Genomic DNA, 20104 nt, shown 5'->3' on the forward strand with positions numbered 1-20104 from the left:
ACTGCACTCAGTTGCTTTTCTCTTGTCTTTTTTCCATCGGCTCAATCTAAAGCTCAAAATCCTCCCTCTCCTCACGAAAAGAATAATAGGTCGATTTGCCAACAATCAGATGATCAAGCAGACAAATCCCTAAGTCGTCACAGGACCGCTTAATCTTTTGAGTAAAATCAATATCATTACGACTAGGATAGGCCTCACCTGACGGATGATTGTGAACCACAATCAAAGACGTTGCCATCAGATGACAGGCATAATGCAAAATCTCACGTGGCTCAGCAATCGAACGTCGAACACCACCAATAAAGACCGTCTTTTGCTGAATAATACGATTCTGCGTATCCAAATAGATAGCCACCAGATGCTCCTGAGGCTTGTCCCCAATATCCAACATCATACGACGGGCCACCTGCTGACTGGACATAATCTGCTCGGAACGAGCCAACTCAGCCTTCTCAATCCGCTTAGCCAACTCCACCATAGCCTTCAGCTCAATAGACTTCACACGCCCAATACCAGGAATCTCCTGAAGCTCATTCAGGGACAAGCGAGACAAATCCGCCAAACTCGTCATCCCTTTCAAAATACGATTAGCCATAGATAAGACCGACTCAGACTTGGTCCCTGTTCGCAGCACTATCGCCAACAACTCCTGGTCCGATAAAACCTCTGCACCCTTCTGTAAGAGTCGCTCACGAGGCAAAAGTCCCGACTCCTCAGATACAATACTATACATAAGAAAAAACCTCCTACTTACCTATTCGTAAGTGGGAGGGGGATAATTACTATTTCATAGTATTTTTACTACTCTTGGATGTAAATCTACGTTTTATTCTTCTCAAAATATACTTCACAGCAGTTCCTGGACCTACAATAATATATTTGAGAGCACCTTTTATACCACCGATATTATCAAAATTAATATAGGTATTTGGTAAAGTATCAGGTCGGATATTTAACACAACATTATCTACAAAAGGCGTAATATAGATATCGTTTTTTGCAATCGCATAATCATAACGTCTTGCCCATGCGAGGTAAACTAGAATACGCTCAATTGAATGCAAAATGGTATGTTGAGGAATTGGTTCTGCTGGGATTTCTTCATCTTGCAAATCAAGGTCAAACAACGGTTTCAAAGCATCATATTTAAACCAAATAAATGTTCCATAACTCATGATAAAAGTATTCATCTTATCAAAGTCAATTTCTCGACCAAGATTCATACGCTCCCATAAATCATTCATTCCTTCGGCAAAACGATTCTCATTCCAAGGATCCACAATTTTAGTATAACGGAAGAAAGTTGGAATATCAGCAATTACAAGCCCTAACCTATCATCACGTTCTAGATTTGCAATAATATTATCAGCAGGTTGAATTAACATTGAGAAAAGTTCATTTCGCCATGAATCTCCAACCCAATAAGGGTATTCTGGTGATTTTTTCGTATGGAAATGTCCAATATAATCATAAGCAGAAAGTTCATCTTTCAACTTAAGCATTGGAATAACATCACGTCCACGATTCCCAGTAATAAAGATTCGAGCTACTTTTCCATTCTTATCAAGGATAGACTGAATCTCTTCCTTCTTCTCTTCAGAATCCGTTGTTAAGAAGAGGTCATAAGTAAAGTGAAAATTCTCAAATTGCTTCAAAAAGTCTTCGAGTAAGTCGACATAGTAGGTGTGAAGATGTACAGCAATTTTTTTAGTGTCTGAATATGTCTCTGAGCTTTCCTCAATGACTTTGCGATCAAGTAAATAAGGTGGAGTCGGTAAACTCATATCCGACATGTGTGACAAAATGAATTCTACCGGATAGTCCGTTCTATTCTCAATTTCCTTAAGCAAATAAGGTGCAAGGTGCTGGGTTAAATCAAATGTCTTAACCTTAATAAATGGAACCCCTGCATCAAGCAAAACATGAGGATAATGAATTGTAAAATTACTATGGAAAAACTTATCATTTAGTGGAATCGTATTAAGAATCGATTCATACTTAAATCCAGCATCCATAAACTTCTTGGTATAAAGAGTTTCATAATTATCGATTACCTTTTGAACATCTTCGAAACTCTCAACTGATTTCCAAAACTTTTGGAAAACACTAGATTCAACTAAACGTTTTTTAAATGAAATAAAGTAAGATTGCAAATGTTCATGAATATAAATATCACCAGCTTTGATTCCTTGATGATTAGTCATACCCCAAAAATCTACATTTGAGTTTGATTCATATTTATCATAGATTGGTGCCATATCCCATAGAGGACCAAAACAGGTATCATTCATAACAGTGACAGAATCATACTGTTTCAAGTTATCAAATCCAACAAATTCCATACCATCATGCCAAGCAGCAAAATCGTAACCTTTATTCTCACGTTGGATAAAATCATCAATCAAGTGTTTATCACGAAGCTTTTGTACTTCACTTTCACTAAGACGACTGTTTGAAATAAAAACCAATTTATCAAACAAGGGTCTCATATGTTCAAGTTGATAAAATACATGTCGACTAATATGATCATATTTATTGAAATGAACATAAAACAATAGACGTTTCATTTACTTCTCCTAAAGAAATTAATAATTTTAGTTGGTATTGTCCATCTTCTCGAAGTAACAACACTGTTATATTGGATTTGTAAGTCATCATATAAACTCTGTATACGATTCAACTCACTAGTCAGATCAGAACGTAACTCTTCTTTCTCTTTTTTCAAAACTTCAATATATTCGTTTTGGTCATGAGAAATCTGTGATACCTGATTTAGTTTCAAATTCAAGTCTTCTATCTGACGGTCTTTTTTAAAAACTAAGATATCCAAATCACGATCCTTAACAAGAGCCAAGTGTGAAATTCTTTGAATATCCTGATCTGGATACTTGTTGAGATATTTAATTTGAGAATCTAAGATACCAGTGAACCGCCTTTCAGCAGTCTCCAATGTCATAGGTTTTGAATCAGATCCCAAATTCATACGATATACAGTAGTGGAATCACTCAAAAAAGAAATTTTAGTGCGTTTGAATAATTCAAGTTGCAACTCAAATGTATCGTCTGCAGCTGTATCGCTAATTTGAGCAGATACATCTTGCATAAGAGCGGTATCAACCAACCAGGTTGAAGCCATTGTCATTCCTTTCATGACAAGCATCTCTTCGTAAGAATCAATCAAAGGGAGTGCCTTATTTGCAAAGGCATCTTTTTGGATAAGATTTCCGTCTAGGTCTACCATGTCAAATTCGGTATTTGACCATAGTGAATCCGTTGAAGCATCTAGCAAATCAACTTGCTTTTGAAGTTTAAATGGGTCCGTCCAAAAATCATCACTATCACATCTCGCGATGTATTGACCCTTAGCTTCTTGGCAAACTTTTTTCCAAGTTCTAGTAATGCCAAGATTCACTTCATTACGAAAAGTTCTAACTTTTTCAGGAAACTTATTTTGATACTCTTGAATAATCTCATACGAATGATCTGTTGAAGCATCATCAATGATAATAATCTCGAAATCAAAATTTGTTTTCTGATTGAGAAAGCTATCCATAGCCTCTCGTACCCAATCCCCCTTATTATAATTGGTACAAATAATCGATACTTTCATTCAAACTTCCCTTTTTCTCTTAAGAAAAACTCCACTTCCCATTTCTTTGAATAATACCAGTTGCAGAATCTTTGGCTGACTCGTCATCTTCATCAATATCATCCCTATTTAGAACAATAACTGGAATCTCATCAGCCGGAAGAAAGGCTAGAACTTGGTTATTCGCATCCCTTACAGTAATTTCAAGTTTTAACTTAATATCGTTTAATCCTGCTAGTGAACACTGATAGTTTACTTTAACATCACCCTTGCCACTTGTTAAATTGTCCATCGTATTATCATTATAAATCCAAATATTACGATCAATATCTGTAAATGAGATAGCAATATAAGTAGGCACATCTTCTAGCAGAGTATACGTCAAATCAAATGAAATTGGTTCATTGGGTGTCGCTCTCTTAGAAGACAATAGTGATAACTTCAGATTTTCCACAACTGAACCACTTCTTTCAATTCCTGATTGCTCTGAAGTGATTACTTGCTCTGTATTGTCAAAACTATATTGATTGGCAACGTCTCTAGGCTCGCCTTTTGCTTTAATGTACCCGTCCTCAATCAAAATAGCCTTGTTACAGTACTTCTTAACAGCCCCCATATCATGGGTTACAAGAATTGTTGTTTTCCCTGATTTCTTACGTTCCATAAAGTAGTCATTACACTTACGTTGGAAGGCTTCATCACCTACTGCAAGAACCTCGTCAAGGATAAGAACATCACCCTGTGCCTTGATAGCCACAGAGAAAGCCAAACGGACCTGCATACCAGACGAGTAGTTCTTGAGTTTCTGGTTCATAAAATCTTCAAGCTCTGCGAACTCAACAATCTCATCATACATGGCATCAACTTCTGCCGTCGTAAAGCCAAGCATGGCTCCATTCATATAAACATTCTCTCGTCCAGTTAATTCAGGGTTGAAACCGACACCAAGTTCAATAAATGAAACCATTTTGCCATTTACGGTAACCGTCCCTTGTTCAGGAACATAAATTTGAGAAATAATCTTCAATAATGTTGATTTCCCTGAACCATTTCGTCCCACGATTCCGAAGAAATCACCTTCCTCAACTTCGAAGTCAATGTCTTTCAAGACATGTTGTTCTTTATAGCCTTTGATTCCTTTAAATCTATTTACTAAGGCAGTTCTAAGACTTTGAGTAGACTCAACCGGTAATTTGAAAAACTTACTTACATGGTCCACTTTAACTGCAATTTTCTTTTCTGTCATTAGAGAATCTCCGCGAATTTTTTAGCTTGATGATGGAAAATGTAGTAACCAATAGCAAAGATAACAAGTGGTAAGAAATACGGAATAATAGCAATAGCCTTATGACCAATTAAATCCCAACCACGTAAGCTACCTGAGAAGACAATAAAGTGTCGCAAGTCCTGAATAATTTGTGCTAAAGGATTCAACATCATCAGTTTTGCAATCTTAACTTGTCCACGTTGCAAAATAAATGTCAACGAATAGATAATGGGTGTCGCATACATACCAGCTTGCATAACTACTTCCCAAATCGGACCAATATCACGGTACTTAACAAAGAGTGTTGCTAAAACAAAGGCAATACCAGCTGAGAAAAGGAAAAGTTCCGCAAATAATGGAATAACTGTCAACCATCCAACTGAAAAATTAACACCGTTTACCAAGGCAAAAACAAAGACAACAAGTAGGTTGATAATATAGTTAATTGAAGCCCCAACAACAGATGAAATGACGATAATCTCTTTCGAAAAATTCAATTTTCGTAACAAGTCACCCCTTGATACAATTGACATCATCCCCATACTCGTCGCTTCTGAAAAGAAACTCCATGTAACCATACCGATTAAGAGGCCAATGGCATAGTGTGGTGTTCCATCATCAAAACGTAAGAAGCGAACAAATACCAGGTACATAATTGTAAAGAGCATAAGTGGTTTCAAAATAGACCACAAATGACCGATTAAACTACCTTGATAGCGCAATTTGAAATCGGTTTTAACCATTTCTCGTAACAAAATACGATTTTTCTGACTAAAAAAGTCTAACATCTTTCTCTCCTCTATATGCAAACTTTGTAAGAATCAATGTCGTAAACACAGTTGTGTGAAAAGCTCTATTTTTTCGATAACCGTATTTTCGGATACGTGCTAAACGTTCTCTAAATGGAGCATCCATAATTGTTACAAAGTTTTCAATGATTTCCTTATTCTGTGAACTTAACGGGAGTTCTAGCAAATTTCTAGCCTGGTCTTGGCTAGCTTTAATAAGACTCCAATATTTGGCAAAAAGGACATGGGGTCTAATCCAATTTTTCATCCGCTTTCGCAAAGTTCGTGCTCCAAGGACATTACTGCTATGCTGACGATAAAGCTCAGTTGGTTCATCAATATAGACTAAGTTACCAAAGGCTGAAGCTAACAAACCCAGATACCAGTCATGCATCAGCAAATCATGCTTTTCCTCACCAGTCCATAGTTCTGCTAAAGCATGGTTAATCATAGCAACGCCACCAGTCACTGTATTTTCAGTCAACTCTTGAATCAGCTCAGTATTCGCATGGTCAGACTGAGTACGAATCATACTCTCATGCAGGACAGATAAATTTTCATCTACTACCTTTAAATCTGTGTAAATGAGTAAAGGTTTATCCTGAGAATACTTTTTGGCTTCTGCCACTTGAAGTGAGATTTTTTCAGGAAGCCAAAAATCATCCTGGTCACTGAAACAGTATAGGTCTGCCTCCCCATGCTTAAGTAGGGCATGGAAACTTTTGATTACACCAACGTTTTCAACATGATTCTCATTGATAAAGTTAATACGTGAATCTCGTGCAGCCAGTTGTTTAATAATTTCAACTGTGCCATCAGATGAACCATCGTCACGTATGAGAAGTTCCCACTCCTGATAGGTTTGCTCTTGGATACTCTTCACTTGTTCTGCTAAATACTGCTCACCATTGTAGGTTGACAGTAAGATATTTACTTTCATGATAAAAATAGCTCCTCGTACTCACCTACAATTTTTTCCCAAGTAAAGTTCTGTTCCATGTTCTCCTTAGCTAACTTACCTAGTTCAGAGTAATCTAAAACACCATCTACTTGATCAATCAAATGCGACAGATTGCCCTCATCCTTTTTCCAGTAACGAGCTGTATCTTTAGCTACTGACTGGTTAAATGAGACTCCTAATACTAAATTCAAATCAGTTTGTGCCATAGCTTCCAGTAGGCCAGGGTTGGTTCCTCCAACTTCATGACCATGAATATAGGCAAAAGCTTCTTTGCGAATATATTTTAATAGGTTTTGATCATAAACTGTTCCAACAAACTTCACACGTGGATCCGTATCAAACTGTGTCTTGGAACGTAATTCCTCGAAATAAGCATTGCCCTCATGATTACAAATAATAATTAAATCACGTTTTGTTGAGGAACTCATAAACTCACGAATGGCCGTTTCATAGTTATTTTCTGGAACAAAACGACCAAGAATCAAATAATAGTTTTTCTCGTAAGTATTCCACATCTTGTAAATATCTCTTACTTTGGCATCCTGACGTGTCAGTGTTGTCGGTGATAAATCGGTTCCATAGGCAATGTAAGTCGTCTTAGACCACGGATAGGCTCCTTGAATATAGGTTTCAATTCCTGGATTATCCGAGATAACTAAGTCAGCATGTCTTGTCATTACTTTCTCAGAGTACTTTAGATAAGCTTGTACTGGTTTGGGCCACTTAGCTCGTTTCCACTCCAAACCATCTGGATTAATGTAGAATTTACCACCAATTTTATGAATCTTAGTAGCAAAGGGAGCCACAAAAGCACCTATAGTATTTCCTAGAACATAGAAAATCGGTTCTTCTATATTTTCCCCATGGATTATCTTCAAAGCGTAATTAATAGCCATCATATCATAGGCAATAACGCGAGCCGGTCCTAATTTCGGAGCCTTAATCGTGAAACAATCTACACCCTTATATTCGAAATGCTCATAGGCCTTTTGATCAGAAAGGCAGGCAACATGGTATTTAATCTGGGATGAAACTTGGTTGGAGACTAATTGATCTACAAATGTCTCAAAACCACCGTATTTTGCTGGAAGTCCACGACTTCCGATAATGAATACGTGTTGCATAAATCCCCTTTCTAACAAGTCTATAATCTAATCAATTATACCATTTTACAAGGCTTTTGCCTAATGCAAACAGAAAAGCAGCCACTAAGGACTGCTTAAAAAACTATTTATTTTTTGAAAGATAGAACTCTTTTTACAGCATAAAGATTAACTCCCTCACCGTATTTCAAAAACTTCAAAAAGAATGGAACAACGTAGGATAAGGATGAATTGATATTTACTTTTTGAACACCACGTTTAACATACTTATTTTTATCCCAATGTTTTCCAAAATATTTTTCCATAAAGATAACAATATCTTTAAAATCTTGTTTTGTAGCCTCAGGGTAATTCAACAAACGATACGTATGACCAACACATAAATGCTCAATTGCTAAATATTGTAGTTCATTCTTATACTCCTCAAAATGATTTCCAAATAAATTAAACAGATGAGTTAACGAGTCATAAATATCAAAGATATTAGATTTACTTGAATTCATAATTGACCCTGGAGTATTAATAACATAATTAATAAGTGGTTTCTGAATATAATGGATTTTCTCAGCTCTACTAGTTAAATAAGGCATAACTGCAAGGTCCTCGTATAACTTACCTTTGGGAAAAGTAATGTTATCGTATAGGTCGGTCCTACAAATCTTCGACCATGCAGCATGTTTAACAACCATGAAATCTTTTTTCTTATCATATTTATCAAATTTAGGATTAACAATTAATTCTTTTACCAGATTTCCTTCATAGTCGACTAAATTAATATCGAAAAATATTAAATCATAGTTACTTGATTTATATTTGTTAAACTCTGTTAAAAAAGATCTATCCCAAAAATCATCTGAATCAAGGGACACAGTATAAAGACTATCGTGGATAAACTGTAAGCCAGTATTTCTGACATCAGCTAACCCACCATTTTCTTTATTAAAAATCTCTATATAAGGATATTTCTCAACAAATTCCTCTATTATTTTTTGAGATCCATCAGTACTCCCATCATTTATACAAATTACCTTAAGGGAACACTTTTCAATATCATCTTGATTTACAATGCTTTCTAAACATCTTCGTAGATATTTTTCAGTATTATATACTGGAATAATTACAGTCAAATCGTAAGTCATTGTCTTCTCTCTTTAATTCTTTCTCTAAAATAGATAATTGAAATACCAAACACATACACAATCATAACTACTAAAAATGCTAACGAAGCACCAAGCATTCCCCACGAATAGATAAACATCTTAGTAATTAATAAAGTAACAACCAACATAGCAACATAAATAGCAATCAGTAGATGTTGCTTTCGCATAATAGTAAGGATATTTTCAAAAATAATCGCGACAGCGTATAAAACTCCAGCTAAAATCAAAATTGCAAATGGTACCTGATAAGATGCTAAATCTAATCCAAAGACCAGTCCTAATACTTGGACTCCTAGTAAATAAGCTAAACAAACTACTAGTAACCCACCACCTATGATATAAAGCAAAAGTTTTTTGATAATCGAATCAAACTTCTCGTATTCTTTGTCCACATACAAAAAAGCAAGTTGTGTAATCAAAGGACGAACCATTAGAATAATAAGGCTCATGAAAAAGACAGGCATGAAGAGAATATTGAAATCTCTTTGCATTCCTGTTTTTAATACTCCCTCAGATAAACCTCGCTCAATGATTAATTTAGGCTCATTCAAAACATAAAGTAGTATGAAACCGTTCAAGAAAAGTGGGAAACACTCCTTAAGGATATCCAGAGACTCATGAATCTTCCTTAGGTCAAATACTCCTCTCCAATTAATTGATTCGAAGTGATGAACAAACCTAAACTCATATAATAAAATAAAAAGTCCATTCCAAATGGTCAAGGCTAGCAAGGATGTAATAAGAGATTTTGAAATAAGTAAAGCAAGAAACAAGACCACCGTACTAGTCGAATAACGATAGAACATGGTCTTCCCTGCAATATCCATACGCTCACGTTGTTGAAACAACCCCTGAAAAAGATCAGAAACTGAATCCCAAGCTCGATATAAAATCATCAGAAACGCCATTAAAATAACAGACGAGGTATATCTATTTCCTCCTATTATCTTTAAATAAGGTAATAGTGTTACTATCATTGCAAGTATCGTCAGAATACGGGCTTGAAAGTACGCTCTAAACGAATGCTTCTGCCTTACATCTGTTCCATGATAATTTCGAACTTGAAAAAGACCGATAACTACCCAGAGAGTCCCGATAGACCATACCAAACTAAATTGGTCAGCCAGAGACGCCGAAGTCAATCGAGTAACGATTAAAAGATATAAAACCGATACACCTGATGCTGCTAAATTTCCAAGCAAATTCCAAAAATATATCGTTTTTGCATCTGGAAGCTGACTTTTTTTACTCATCTTTCCCTCTCAAGGCAATTGTTTGAACTAAGTTTTTAAACTTTGTATCAAGTTTAGACAAGCGAACTGTTAATTGATATTGATTAATCAGTAGAAGGAAAATGATAAAAAGGAAAATAAAGTTTACCGCCGAAACAATTCCTAATGCTCTCGCAATGATCTCAGCTAATTTTGGAAAGACACTAAATACAAGTAATACCAGTGAGAAGAAAATCCAAAATAGTGAATCGTTGATTTGTACTTGAGATTTTCGAATCCCTCTAAGAATGAAGGTAACTGTCGCTAGAGATACAAAAATTAGAACAATTTGAAACCAAATAGTCATGGCATCTAGCCTCGCTTTCTAAAGTTTTGAATGAGTAGGATTGACACAAACATGTGTGTCATATATTTGATAGAACGAGAAAGGGTCAAATAACTTTCTCCCGCTTGTCTATCTTCCATTCTAACTTGCGCTTCCGCAACTTTTACACCATTACGGATGAGATAAGAAACGGTATCTGGCTCTGGACCATAGTTAATATTGAGTGCAAACTCTTTAATTAAATCTTCTGAGAACATTCTCATTCCTGAAGTTGGGTCCTTAATTGTCTTACCTGTGGTAAGTTTGATAGCTGAACTAATTAAGATATTACCTAACATTCGTAAAGAATTTGGTCGTTTCTCTGTAACAAATCGAGAACCAATAACTAGATCAAAGCCATCATTGATTTTCTCTTCCAAACTTTGAATATATTCAGGTAAATGTTGACCATCTGCATCAAATTGAACCGCTTTTTTATAACCATGCTCATATGCATATCTTAAACCTGTTTGAAAAGCCCCAGCAAGACCGAGATTCACTGGCAAATCGACTATATTGTAATGATTGTGATGGCAAATTTGTGAAGTCTTGTCACGTGAACCGTCATTTATAATAACGTAGTCATATTGAGGATAATTTTGAATGATGTTGTTAACAACATTTTCAATTGAGCCTTCTTCGTTATAGGCTGGGATAATAATGAGTAAATCTGACATCTTTATACGTAGTTTCTCCTGAAAACCCTATTAAAAAGGTCAGTCAAATACATTCAAATCTATTTAACTGACCTTGATCTTTATTTCACTTCTTGTTTGTAAAACTCTTTCAAAGCATCTTGCCATGTTGGAATGACAAATCCTGTAGCCTTAGCCTTAGCCAAACTCATTGTTGAGTTAAGTGGGCGTTTAGCTTTAGCTGGGAATTGACTTGAATCAACAGGTTTCACTTCAACATCAGTATCTTTGAGGATTTCAACCGCAAAGTCATACCAAGTTGTATCTTCTGCTGCATCATTTGACAAGTGATAGTAACCATATTCCTTACGGTTTTCAGCCAAATAAGTCATGAACTCTGCCAAAGTACGTGTCCAAGTCGGGCGACCATGTTGGTCATTAACAACTGTAAGTGTTTTGTGAGTTTTAGCAAGGTTTTGCATAGTGAAGACAAAGTTCTTACCATAGTTACCGAATACCCACGCAGTACGGATAATGTAGTAGTTAGTCACATGTTTTTCGACTAACTCTTCACCCATGCGTTTTGTACGACCATACTCTGTCTGTGGATCTGGTTTGTCATCAACTTCCCACTCTTGACCGACTGGTTTTTCACCATCGAAAACGTAGTCTGTTGAAATATAAACTAGCGTTACACCATGTTTTTCAGCAGCCTTAGCGACATTTTCAGTACCTGTCACGTTGATAGCATAGTCAAGCTCTTTACCTTCATCTTCAGCAGCATCAACAGCTGTGTAAGCAGCACAGTGATAAACCAAGGTTGGTTTTACTTCCGCAAAAACTTCGTCTACTTTTTCAGCATCTGTTATGTCCATTTCTGCCACATCTACCGCTACATATTCTTCGTTACGTTCGTCAAGAAGGTGACGAAGCTCAGTTCCGAGTTGGCCATTTGCACCTGTTACTAGAATCATAATAAAATACCTTCAAATATTTTTTTCTTTCATTATAGCAAAAAAAGCAGAAGTTTTCTGCTTTTTATCTACTTTTCTCTTTTACAACATAAATAGGACGTTTCTTTGTTTCCATGAAGATCTTACCGATATATTTCCCTAAAATCCCGATAGTTAGTAATTGGAAACCTCCTAGGAAAAGAATCACTGTCATAAGGGATGGCCATCCAGAAGTGGGATCACCAAAGACTAAGGTGCGAATTACGATTAGAATAACTATGATAAAAGCCAACATCCAAGATAAAAGTCCACCAACAAAAGCAATGTTTAGAGGAGCATCCGAGAAATTGACAATTCCTTCAATCGAGTACTTAAAGAGGGACCAAAAATTCCAAGACGTCACTCCTGCCACTCGCTCTACATTTTTATATTCGAGGTATTCTGTCTCAAATCCTACCCAAGCAAAAATCCCTTTTGAAAAACGATTGTACTCCGATAACTCCATAATAGCATCAACCATAGGACGGCGCATCAAACGGAAATCACGCGCCCCATCAACCATTTCCACTTGACTAATATGATTGATCAATTTATAAAACATCCGTGCAAAGAAAGAGCGAATCGGTGGCTCCCCATCCCGAGTTACGCGTCGGGTTCCAACACAGTCTAAATCTGGCTGTTCCTCCAACCTCTGCTTCATTTCAATCAATAACTCTGGAGGATCCTGCAGATCCACATCCATGACGGTCACGTATTCACCACTAGCACTCTCAAGTCCAGCATACAGTGCTGCCTCTTTTCCGAAATTTCGAGAAAAAGAAAGGTAATGCACATTTGAATCTGTAACATGTAGCTTTCGAAGAACTGATAGCGTACCATCTGAAGAGCCATCATTTATAAAAATATATTCAAACTTTTCTCCCATATCCATCCGAACACGTTCCATTTCTCGATAAAACAATGGAATCGATTCTTCTTCGTTAAAACATGGGACTACAACTGATATGGTCATCTTTTTCTCCCCAGCATAATATTTTAAACAAAGTAACTAAAGTACTCATAGTATAATAATCAATTTTTTAATTGGACTAAAAGTAATGTTAAATAATATATTAGAGGTATTGTAGATAAGAACAATACTTTTACTGACTGACTTTGATCTAACATATACTTACCGTTAGAAAATGGAATTAACAACGGCAAAAATGCAAAGAAATATCGTCCCTGAATTCCTACAATTGCTTCAGAACCTACCTCTGTAGATTGAAGAAGAAATATTAGGAAAATCAGTAACATAATACCCAAAAATATTAATTTAGATAATGAGTTATAAATTATACGATCTTCACGGTTAATAATTGATAGCTTACCATCCCAAATCTTTAAGCTACTAATAAAGCCAAAAACCGAGAATAACGAAATCAAAACCGGAACATGAGTCCACTTTAAATTATCAGAATATCCTAATTGAAAATCAAAAAATGGAAAATTTATGATATTTTCAAAGAATACTCTAAGTGTTCTAAGCGGATGAGTTAGCAACACCTCTAATTGTTTAGATTGATCTATATTAACAGCTCCATAATAAGTTACATTACCATTTATATTTTTGATGCTCATATACCAAGTAAGTGCTGATATAATACACACTATAAAACTCATACCTAAAATTATATTTTGTTGCTTAGATAACTTACCTTTTTTGAAGCCAATATAAATTAGTGGGATATATAAAGCAAGTACTGTGAAAGCAGGCATCTTTGCTAAAGTCAAAAACAATGAACAAATAATTAATGAGATAATCTCCTTACTTTTAACTTTTGAGGATAAAGATACCTTCTGGTAGATACTCATTAATTGTGAGATAACTAAGAATAAAAGTCCATAAGTAAGAGTATCAGCCGATATAGCCGTGAAAGATATTGTAACTGTTGGAACTAAAGCAATGACAATGAGCGACGCTTTACCAAACGGAATTTTCCGTATAGAAAATAAAAAGAGTGCAAATACTGTCAAAAAGCCAATCAAACGTAAAAATAAGAAGGTCGTAATTGTATGAAGACCAATTACCTTAGCAATCCAGGCTGCTACTATATATGGGGAATAAACTAAAGGTGAATAAACGGAGGCAGCTGAGCCATCTTTTGTCTTAACAATTCGACTGTCTGAAACATTCTTAAAACTATTACTCCAACGAAAGCTAATAACCTCTGAAGTAGATTCACCTAATGATTTTGAGATTGTTCTCATTGATTGATTTATTAGTTCTTGTTCACCTTTTTCTATATAACCTTCACTTTTAGAATCTAAATCATTAGAATACGTTATAACACGTGCATAATGGACTTGTTCATCATACCAAGACATTGGATATCTGAAAAAAACTGATAAAATTCCTACAAAAAATATCAATGAGATTTGAAATAAATATAATTTCCTATATTTACTATTATCAATGTTTAAAAATTTATATATCTTTCGAATCATTTCTATCCTTTCATAATCTTAAACTTAATTATTCGATATAAATTAGCAATCATAACTAGAGTAATAATATGTATAGATTATCTCACATTTATAATTCTTTTTCAAAGTAATCTAAAAAAGTATCATAAATTTCTTCCTCCTCAACTAACGAATAGAACAAAACTAACTATAGTATAGAATGATAGGAAGTTTTCTGTGAGTATCAAATTGCTGATTACTGATTTTTTTAACATCTAAATTGATATGTTTCAAAGAGATTATAATTTCTCAAACAAAAAGACAATCACAATTAACATCCGAAAGTTAAATGCGATTGTCTCGGCTAAAAGTTCGTTAGTATAAAGTAACAACTTGTTTTCATAAGATTTCTCCTAACGAATACCTAGGGCGATACGAGCATAACGGCTCATCTTTTCGATAGTCCACGCTGGTGTCCAGACCAGCTTAACCTCTGTCTTAGTGACTTCTGGTACTTCTTTCATAGCGTCATAAATTTGGTCTGTCAAAAGGTCTGCCAGTGGGCATCCCATAGTCGTCAAGGTCATATCGATTTCAGTATAGCCATCTTGCTGGAAACGGATATCGTAAATAAGGCCAAGGTTGACAATATCAATTCCCAACTCAGGGTCAATAACCATTTCTAAAGCTTCCAAGATACGATCCTTGATTTTTTCAATTTCTGCTTCAGTGTATTTTACTTCAGACATAGCTTTTCCTCCAAAATCAGGGCCTAATAATCAGGCCCCTTCCATTTACTATCTTAGTCTTCAATAAAGTCTTTAAGTTGTTTACTACGGCTTGGGTGGCGCAATTTACGAAGGGCTTTAGCTTCAATCTGACGAATACGTTCGCGAGTGACGTTGAAGACTTTACCAACATCTTCCAAAGTACGCATCTTCCCATCATCAAGACCGAAACGGAGACGAAGAACATTCTCTTCACGGTCTGTAAGAGTATCAAGCACTTCATCTAATTGTTCACGAAGAACCACACGAGTTGTGTAATCTACTGGATTTTCAATAACTTCATCCTCGATAAAGTCACCCAAATGGCTATCATCTTCTTCACCGATAGGTGTTTCTAGAGAAACTGGCTCTTGAGCAATCTTAAGGATCTCACGAACCTTATCCGGAGTCATATCCATACGTTCAGCGATTTGCTCAGGTGTTGGGTCTTGTCCCAACTCTTGCAAGAGGTTACGTTGCTCACGCACCAATTTATTAATAGTTTCAACCATGTGAACTGGGATACGGATGGTACGTGCTTGGTCTGCGATGGCACGAGTGATTGCTTGACGGATCCACCATGTCGCATAAGTTGAGAATTTGAAACCCTTAGAGTAGTCAAATTTATCAACGGCTTTCATAAGCCCCATGTTACCTTCTTGAATCAAGTCCAAGAACTGCATACCACGTCCCACATAGCGTTTAGCGATTGAGACTACCAAACGAAGGTTGGCTTCTGCCAAACGTTGTTTAGCTTCCAAGTCACCATTTTCAACAGCGATAGCCAATTCTTTTTCCTCTTCATTACTCAAGAGAGGAACTACCCCAATCTCTTTGAGGTACATACGAACAGGGTCATTGACCTTAGCTGAGTTTGAACCAAGAAGCTCCTCGTCTGTCAACTCTTCTGGTTTTGGGGCTTCAACAACATATTTAGATGAAGGATTTCCGTCCTTATCAGTGATAGAGATACCACCGTCTGTCAAACGTTCCAAAAGGTCATCAATTCCATCAGCATCAAGAACAAATGGGATAACTAGTTTTTCTGTGACTTCATCATCAATTGCTGTACCAGCTTTTTTGTGGTTACGAATGAAATCAGCGACTTGAACGTTAAATGCTGTATTTTGTTTTTTCTTTGCCATGTGTTACTCCATATCTCGTTTTTGGGCGATGAGCATCTGCAGGGCTTCCACCGCTGCATCCACATCACCGTGGTTACTTGATTCTCTTATTTGTTTACTTTGCTTACGAAAGTCCTGTTCCCTCAAAAAATGATTTCTACGCTCTTCGATAGCCTGAACTTCTTCAAGACTTGTTTCAGGTGGTAAAATCTCCTCTAAAACCTGATAATAGGCTGTTTGCACCTCTTGAGAAAGTAGAGATAAAGCTACGGTATCAATCTGACCATCTTGTTTCAGAATATGATAAAGCTCCTCTAACTCAGGCGTTTGGAAGAAAAACTCCTCTCTCATGCGATAGTCATTCAAAATCATAGGATGATTAAGCATACGATGGAAGAGTTGATTTTCCGCCCGACGAAGACCTGTAATCTTAGGTGTAGAAGGTAGTTTGACCGTCCCTCTGAATCCTGACGCTGAAGACTCATAAGCACTATTACTAGCAGCCGATAATTGAGCCGTCTGCTGATTCCTAATGGTCAATCGTTCATTATTGACCGCTTGCTCGACTTGGAAAAAATCAAAGTCAGGCAAAAGGTCAGCCACCTTAGAAATGTAAGAATTTTGTGCCGTCACAGAAGGTGACTTGGCAATAATCTTAGCAATCTGCTCTACATAGGCAATCTCTGCTTGAAGATTGTCTACATTAGCAGGCTTGAGCTGTCCAATCCAAAATTCCACATCTGAAATGCGGGACTCGACCAAGAGTTTCCCCAAAGCCTCTTCGGATGTTTTCTGTAGATATTCATCAGGGTCCATATTGTCTGGAATTTTAACAATATCGACTTGAAAATCCGATAAAAGCTCAAGAGACTTGGCAATCGCATTTTGCCCAGCCTTATCACCATCATAGGTCAGAACAATTTTCTTGGTGAGTTTACGCAGACGATTGACATGTTCAGGGGTCAAGGCCGTCCCCATAGAAGCCACAGCATTAATATGCCCAGCCCTATAGGCAGCAATGACATCCATGAACCCCTCCATCAGATAGACCTCATGGGTCTTCTGAATGACTGGCTTAGCCTGATCGAGGTGGTAGAGTTCATAGGATTTATTGAAAATACGGGTAGCCCTTGTATTTTTGTACTTGGCTTGTCCTTTTTCAATATCTCGCTTAGTCCAAACACGCCCTGAAAAACCGATGGTCTTTCCAAACTCATTTTTGAGTGGAAACATAATTCGATTTTTAAAAGTATCGAAAAGACGATTACTTTCAGAAAGATTAAAAAGACCTGATTCTGTCAGCACCTCTTCGTCATATTTTTTTGATACAGACTGATAGAGATAATCTGGTTCGTCAGGGGCTAGACCAATCTGGAAGGTCTTAAGTAAATCGTCAGTCATACCACGCTCATAGAGGTAGGCACGCGCTGCTTCTCCTATCTTGGTCGTCATCAGAACAGCGTGATAAAACTTCAGCGCATCCTCATGAAGATCATAGAAAGCTTGATTAGGAGAATTCTGCTGCTGAGCCTGTCTTGGTGCGTCTATCGTAACTGCAATACCTAAGCGGTCTGCCAGAACCTTGACACTTTCTTGGAAAGAAATCTGACGGTATTCCTCTAAAAATTTAAAGACATCCCCAGACTTTCCGCAACCAAAACAATGGTAAAACTGTCTGTCCTCAATAACATTAAATGAGGGGGTTTTCTCCTTATGGAAGGGGCAGAGACCTAGGTAATTGCGACCTGCACGATTAAGACTGACAACTTCGCCAATCACGTCGACGATGTTGGTACTGCTCTTAATATCTTCTATTAAAGCTTTATCAATCACCATCTAATCGCCCCCTATCTTACCATAATTGCATTACCCCTAATTATAACACGATGAAAAATGAAAGTAAAATAAAATCAATTTTTCATGAGCAAATCTCTTGTCAAGATTTACAAAATCGGATAAACTATTAAAAGTAAATAAAAGAAAGGATTTATTGTCAAAATGATTAAAGAACTTAAAGACTTTTTGTTCAAGGGTAACGTCCTTGATCTTGCTGTAGCCGTTGTTATGGGGGCTGCTTTCAACGCTATTATCACTTCACTTGTTGGTGATATCATCACACCACTTATCCTTAACCCAGTTGTTAAGGCCGCTAACGTTGAGAACCTTTCTAAATTGTCATGGAACGGTATCGCATACGGTAGCTTCTTGAGCGCAGTTATCAACTTCATCATCGTTGGTACTACTCTCTTCTTCGTTGTTAAAGCTGCTAGCAAAGCAACAGCTCTTAGCAAAAAAGAAGCTGAGGATGCTGCTGAAGCAGCAGGTCCATCACAAGAAGAATTGCTTGCTGAAATCCGCGATCTTCTTGCAAACAAATAATTTTTATTTGTTCAACTAAAGACATATGAAACTTAAGACGCCTGAACTATCAGACGTCTTATTTTTTATATCTCGCGAATACCAACTGTTTATCTATACTAGGAAAAAGAAAAAACTTGAGTAAACTCAAGCTTTTCTCTGTTAATTTCATTCTTAATTAGAATTTTTTACGTTTGCGAGCTGCCTCTGATTTACGTTTACGTTTTACAGAAGGTTTTTCGTAATGTTCACGTTTACGAGCCTCTTGAAGAGTACCAGCTTTAGTCACAGAACGTTTGAAACGACGAAGAGCGTCGTCAAGTGATTCGTTTTTACGTACTACTGTTTTTGACATTGAATTCACCTCCTCAAGATAATGTAACATTTTACACGTTCTATTCAAGTATACAAGACTCGTCTTTTTCTGTCAAGAAATATCTTTTAAGTTTGAGAATTTTTGACATCATCCCTATTTTCTATATTTCATAATGATTCATCAGATGATTTGCCATACAAAAAAACTAGAGGGAACACCCTCTAGTTACTCTTTTATTCAACTGCTGTGTATTTAGAAGCATCCTTGATGTACTCGTCATAAGTACCATTATCTTTCAATTTCTTGATAACCTTGTTTACTGCTTCTTTCAATTTGTCATTACCTTTAGCCATAGCGACAGCTTTAGCATCACCATCGTCAACTTTGAGGGCAACACTTGCCAAAGCCAAATCTGGATTTTGTGCCACGTAACCTTCTGCTACTGGTTTTTCAAGGTCAACAGCATCAACTTGGCCAGATTTAACTTCGTTAATGGCTTCACCCATTGCTGTAAGTGATACGACTGTTGAATCTTTCAATTGTTTCTTAGCAAGACCTTCTTCAATGGTACCTTTTTGAACAGCAACTTTTTTACCTTTGAAAGCATCTAGGCTTGAGTAAGTTGATTCTTGATCTTTACGAACGATGATAGCATTTTGTGTTTCGTAGTAAGGATCTGAGAAATCGAAAGTTTTCTTACGTTCAGCTGTTACTGAGATACCTGAGATAGCGAGATCAGCTTTACCTGATTGAAGACTTGAAAGGACATTATCGAAGCTCATTGTTGTTACTTCGAGTTTTACCCCAAGTTCATCAGCGATAGCTTGTGCCAACTTGATGTCTGAACCAACAACTTGGTCTTTACCGTCGACCAAAGTTTTGAACTCAAACGGTGCATAGTCTGGGCTAACTGCTACGACAAGTTTTTTATTTTCTTTAATAGATTCGTAAGCATCTTTTTTTGACCCACAAGCTACCAAAGTAACAGCAGCAAGGAGAGCCATAGCTCCAAGGAATAGTTTTTTCATAAGAAACTCCTGTA

20 protein-coding genes are annotated in these 20104 nt (G+C 36.6%); 1 reads left to right on the forward strand and 19 read right to left on the reverse strand.

Annotation, left to right across the window (positions count from 1 at the left end):
* Positions 1 to 46: 46 nt before the first annotated feature.
* The 17 genes from radC to dnaG form a co-directional block, all read right to left on the reverse strand.
* Complete coding sequence (gene radC, locus H7T99_RS03010; RefSeq protein WP_049545259.1) at positions 47 to 733, reverse strand: RadC family protein; 687 nt, start codon at positions 731 to 733, stop codon at positions 47 to 49.
* Positions 734 to 782: 49 nt separating this feature from the next.
* Positions 783 to 2567: a rhamnan synthesis F family protein gene (locus H7T99_RS03015; RefSeq protein ID WP_195950527.1), complete on the reverse strand. Its 1785-nt coding sequence runs from the start codon at positions 2565 to 2567 to the stop codon at positions 783 to 785.
* Complete coding sequence (locus H7T99_RS03020; RefSeq protein WP_195950526.1) at positions 2564 to 3610, reverse strand: glycosyltransferase family 2 protein; 1047 nt, start codon at positions 3608 to 3610, stop codon at positions 2564 to 2566. The genes H7T99_RS03015 and H7T99_RS03020 overlap by 4 nt, the downstream gene beginning before the upstream one ends.
* A 19-nt stretch (positions 3611 to 3629) precedes the next feature.
* Positions 3630 to 4835 carry an ABC transporter ATP-binding protein gene (locus tag H7T99_RS03025; protein WP_048673726.1) on the reverse strand — a complete coding sequence of 402 codons (1206 nt, stop codon included), beginning with the start codon at positions 4833 to 4835 and terminating at the stop codon, positions 3630 to 3632.
* Complete coding sequence (locus H7T99_RS03030; protein WP_037611841.1) at positions 4835 to 5644, reverse strand: ABC transporter permease; 810 nt, start codon at positions 5642 to 5644, stop codon at positions 4835 to 4837. The genes H7T99_RS03025 and H7T99_RS03030 overlap by 1 nt, the downstream gene beginning before the upstream one ends.
* A complete protein-coding gene (locus H7T99_RS03035; protein ID WP_195950525.1) occupies positions 5628 to 6584 on the reverse strand; it encodes a glycosyltransferase family 2 protein in 957 nt (318 codons plus the stop codon). Before H7T99_RS03035 ends, H7T99_RS03030 begins: the two co-directional genes overlap by 17 nt.
* Positions 6581 to 7729, reverse strand: a complete 1149-nt coding sequence (gene cps2T / locus H7T99_RS03040; protein ID WP_195950524.1) for a beta 1-4 rhamnosyltransferase Cps2T — start codon at positions 7727 to 7729, stop codon at positions 6581 to 6583. Before cps2T ends, H7T99_RS03035 begins: the two co-directional genes overlap by 4 nt.
* 107 nt (positions 7730 to 7836) lie before the next feature.
* Complete coding sequence (locus tag H7T99_RS03045) at positions 7837 to 8847, reverse strand: glycosyltransferase family 2 protein (RefSeq protein WP_175063025.1); 1011 nt, start codon at positions 8845 to 8847, stop codon at positions 7837 to 7839.
* Positions 8844 to 10121: a lipopolysaccharide biosynthesis protein gene (locus H7T99_RS03050; protein ID WP_175063026.1), complete on the reverse strand. Its 1278-nt coding sequence runs from the start codon at positions 10119 to 10121 to the stop codon at positions 8844 to 8846. The genes H7T99_RS03045 and H7T99_RS03050 overlap by 4 nt, the downstream gene beginning before the upstream one ends.
* Positions 10114 to 10446 (reverse strand): DUF2304 domain-containing protein, encoded by a 333-nt coding sequence (locus H7T99_RS03055; protein ID WP_011226332.1) that lies wholly within the window; start codon positions 10444 to 10446, stop codon positions 10114 to 10116. Before H7T99_RS03055 ends, H7T99_RS03050 begins: the two co-directional genes overlap by 8 nt.
* 5 nt (positions 10447 to 10451) lie before the next feature.
* Positions 10452 to 11147 carry a glycosyltransferase family 2 protein gene (locus H7T99_RS03060; RefSeq protein WP_175063106.1) on the reverse strand — a complete coding sequence of 232 codons (696 nt, stop codon included), beginning with the start codon at positions 11145 to 11147 and terminating at the stop codon, positions 10452 to 10454.
* Between the two features lie 74 nt (positions 11148 to 11221).
* Positions 11222 to 12073, reverse strand: a complete 852-nt coding sequence (gene rfbD / locus H7T99_RS03065; RefSeq protein WP_175063027.1) for a dTDP-4-dehydrorhamnose reductase — start codon at positions 12071 to 12073, stop codon at positions 11222 to 11224.
* Positions 12074 to 12137: 64 nt separating this feature from the next.
* The gene (locus H7T99_RS03070) at positions 12138 to 13064 is read right to left on the reverse strand and encodes a glycosyltransferase family 2 protein (protein WP_175063028.1); all 927 of its coding nucleotides are present in this window, start codon (positions 13062 to 13064) and stop codon (positions 12138 to 12140) included.
* A 59-nt stretch (positions 13065 to 13123) separates the two neighbouring features.
* Entirely contained in the window at positions 13124 to 14539 is a 1416-nt protein-coding gene (locus H7T99_RS03075) for a DUF2142 domain-containing protein (RefSeq protein ID WP_175063029.1), read from the reverse strand.
* A 371-nt stretch (positions 14540 to 14910) separates the two neighbouring features.
* The gene (locus H7T99_RS03080) at positions 14911 to 15246 is read right to left on the reverse strand and encodes a metal-sulfur cluster assembly factor (RefSeq protein ID WP_002884757.1); all 336 of its coding nucleotides are present in this window, start codon (positions 15244 to 15246) and stop codon (positions 14911 to 14913) included.
* A 53-nt stretch (positions 15247 to 15299) separates the two neighbouring features.
* Positions 15300 to 16409, reverse strand: a complete 1110-nt coding sequence (gene rpoD / locus H7T99_RS03085) for an RNA polymerase sigma factor RpoD (RefSeq protein ID WP_002884252.1) — start codon at positions 16407 to 16409, stop codon at positions 15300 to 15302.
* 3 nt (positions 16410 to 16412) lie between these two features.
* Positions 16413 to 18224: a DNA primase gene (gene dnaG, locus H7T99_RS03090; RefSeq protein ID WP_201035946.1), complete on the reverse strand. Its 1812-nt coding sequence runs from the start codon at positions 18222 to 18224 to the stop codon at positions 16413 to 16415.
* 162 nt (positions 18225 to 18386) lie between these two features.
* On the opposite strand from dnaG, the gene mscL reads away from it, so the two are divergent.
* Positions 18387 to 18767, forward strand: coding sequence for a large conductance mechanosensitive channel protein MscL (mscL, locus tag H7T99_RS03095; RefSeq protein WP_002884705.1), 381 nt, complete (start codon positions 18387 to 18389; stop codon positions 18765 to 18767).
* A gap of 157 nt (positions 18768 to 18924) precedes the next feature.
* Here mscL and rpsU read toward each other — a convergent pair whose 3' ends face one another.
* Both rpsU and H7T99_RS03105 read right to left on the reverse strand, forming a co-directional pair.
* Positions 18925 to 19101, reverse strand: coding sequence for a 30S ribosomal protein S21 (rpsU, locus tag H7T99_RS03100; RefSeq protein WP_002884573.1), 177 nt, complete (start codon positions 19099 to 19101; stop codon positions 18925 to 18927).
* A gap of 194 nt (positions 19102 to 19295) precedes the next feature.
* A complete protein-coding gene (locus tag H7T99_RS03105; protein ID WP_037602915.1) occupies positions 19296 to 20090 on the reverse strand; it encodes an ABC transporter substrate-binding protein in 795 nt (264 codons plus the stop codon).
* Positions 20091 to 20104 lie beyond the last annotated feature (14 nt).

The sequence above is a fragment of the Streptococcus sp. 17.1 genome, from assembly GCF_016648655.1.
GTDB lineage: Bacteria > Bacillota > Bacilli > Lactobacillales > Streptococcaceae > Streptococcus > Streptococcus salivarius_E.

Excerpts from the sequence above, each read along its gene's own strand:
- radC (WP_049545259.1), bottom strand. The coding sequence starts at position 733 with ATGTATAGTATTGTATCTGAGGAGTCGGGACTTTTGCCTCGTGAGCGA.
- H7T99_RS03015 (WP_195950527.1), bottom strand. The coding sequence starts at position 2,567 with ATGAAACGTCTATTGTTTTATGTTCATTTCAATAAATATGATCATATT.
- H7T99_RS03020 (WP_195950526.1), bottom strand. The coding sequence starts at position 3,610 with ATGAAAGTATCGATTATTTGTACCAATTATAATAAGGGGGATTGGGTA.
- H7T99_RS03025 (WP_048673726.1), bottom strand. The coding sequence starts at position 4,835 with ATGACAGAAAAGAAAATTGCAGTTAAAGTGGACCATGTAAGTAAGTTT.
- H7T99_RS03030 (WP_037611841.1), bottom strand. The coding sequence starts at position 5,644 with ATGTTAGACTTTTTTAGTCAGAAAAATCGTATTTTGTTACGAGAAATG.
- H7T99_RS03035 (WP_195950525.1), bottom strand. The coding sequence starts at position 6,584 with ATGAAAGTAAATATCTTACTGTCAACCTACAATGGTGAGCAGTATTTA.
- cps2T (WP_195950524.1), bottom strand. The coding sequence starts at position 7,729 with ATGCAACACGTATTCATTATCGGAAGTCGTGGACTTCCAGCAAAATAC.
- H7T99_RS03045 (WP_175063025.1), bottom strand. The coding sequence starts at position 8,847 with ATGACTTACGATTTGACTGTAATTATTCCAGTATATAATACTGAAAAA.
- H7T99_RS03050 (WP_175063026.1), bottom strand. The coding sequence starts at position 10,121 with ATGAGTAAAAAAAGTCAGCTTCCAGATGCAAAAACGATATATTTTTGG.
- H7T99_RS03055 (WP_011226332.1), bottom strand. The coding sequence starts at position 10,446 with ATGACTATTTGGTTTCAAATTGTTCTAATTTTTGTATCTCTAGCGACA.
- rfbD (WP_175063027.1), bottom strand. The coding sequence starts at position 12,073 with ATGATTCTAGTAACAGGTGCAAATGGCCAACTCGGAACTGAGCTTCGT.
- H7T99_RS03070 (WP_175063028.1), bottom strand. The coding sequence starts at position 13,064 with ATGACCATATCAGTTGTAGTCCCATGTTTTAACGAAGAAGAATCGATT.
- H7T99_RS03075 (WP_175063029.1), bottom strand. The coding sequence starts at position 14,539 with ATGATTCGAAAGATATATAAATTTTTAAACATTGATAATAGTAAATAT.
- H7T99_RS03080 (WP_002884757.1), bottom strand. The coding sequence starts at position 15,246 with ATGTCTGAAGTAAAATACACTGAAGCAGAAATTGAAAAAATCAAGGAT.
- rpoD (WP_002884252.1), bottom strand. The coding sequence starts at position 16,409 with ATGGCAAAGAAAAAACAAAATACAGCATTTAACGTTCAAGTCGCTGAT.
- dnaG (WP_201035946.1), bottom strand. The coding sequence starts at position 18,224 with ATGGTGATTGATAAAGCTTTAATAGAAGATATTAAGAGCAGTACCAAC.
- mscL (WP_002884705.1), top strand. The coding sequence starts at position 18,387 with ATGATTAAAGAACTTAAAGACTTTTTGTTCAAGGGTAACGTCCTTGAT.
- rpsU (WP_002884573.1), bottom strand. The coding sequence starts at position 19,101 with ATGTCAAAAACAGTAGTACGTAAAAACGAATCACTTGACGACGCTCTT.
- H7T99_RS03105 (WP_037602915.1), bottom strand. The coding sequence starts at position 20,090 with ATGAAAAAACTATTCCTTGGAGCTATGGCTCTCCTTGCTGCTGTTACT.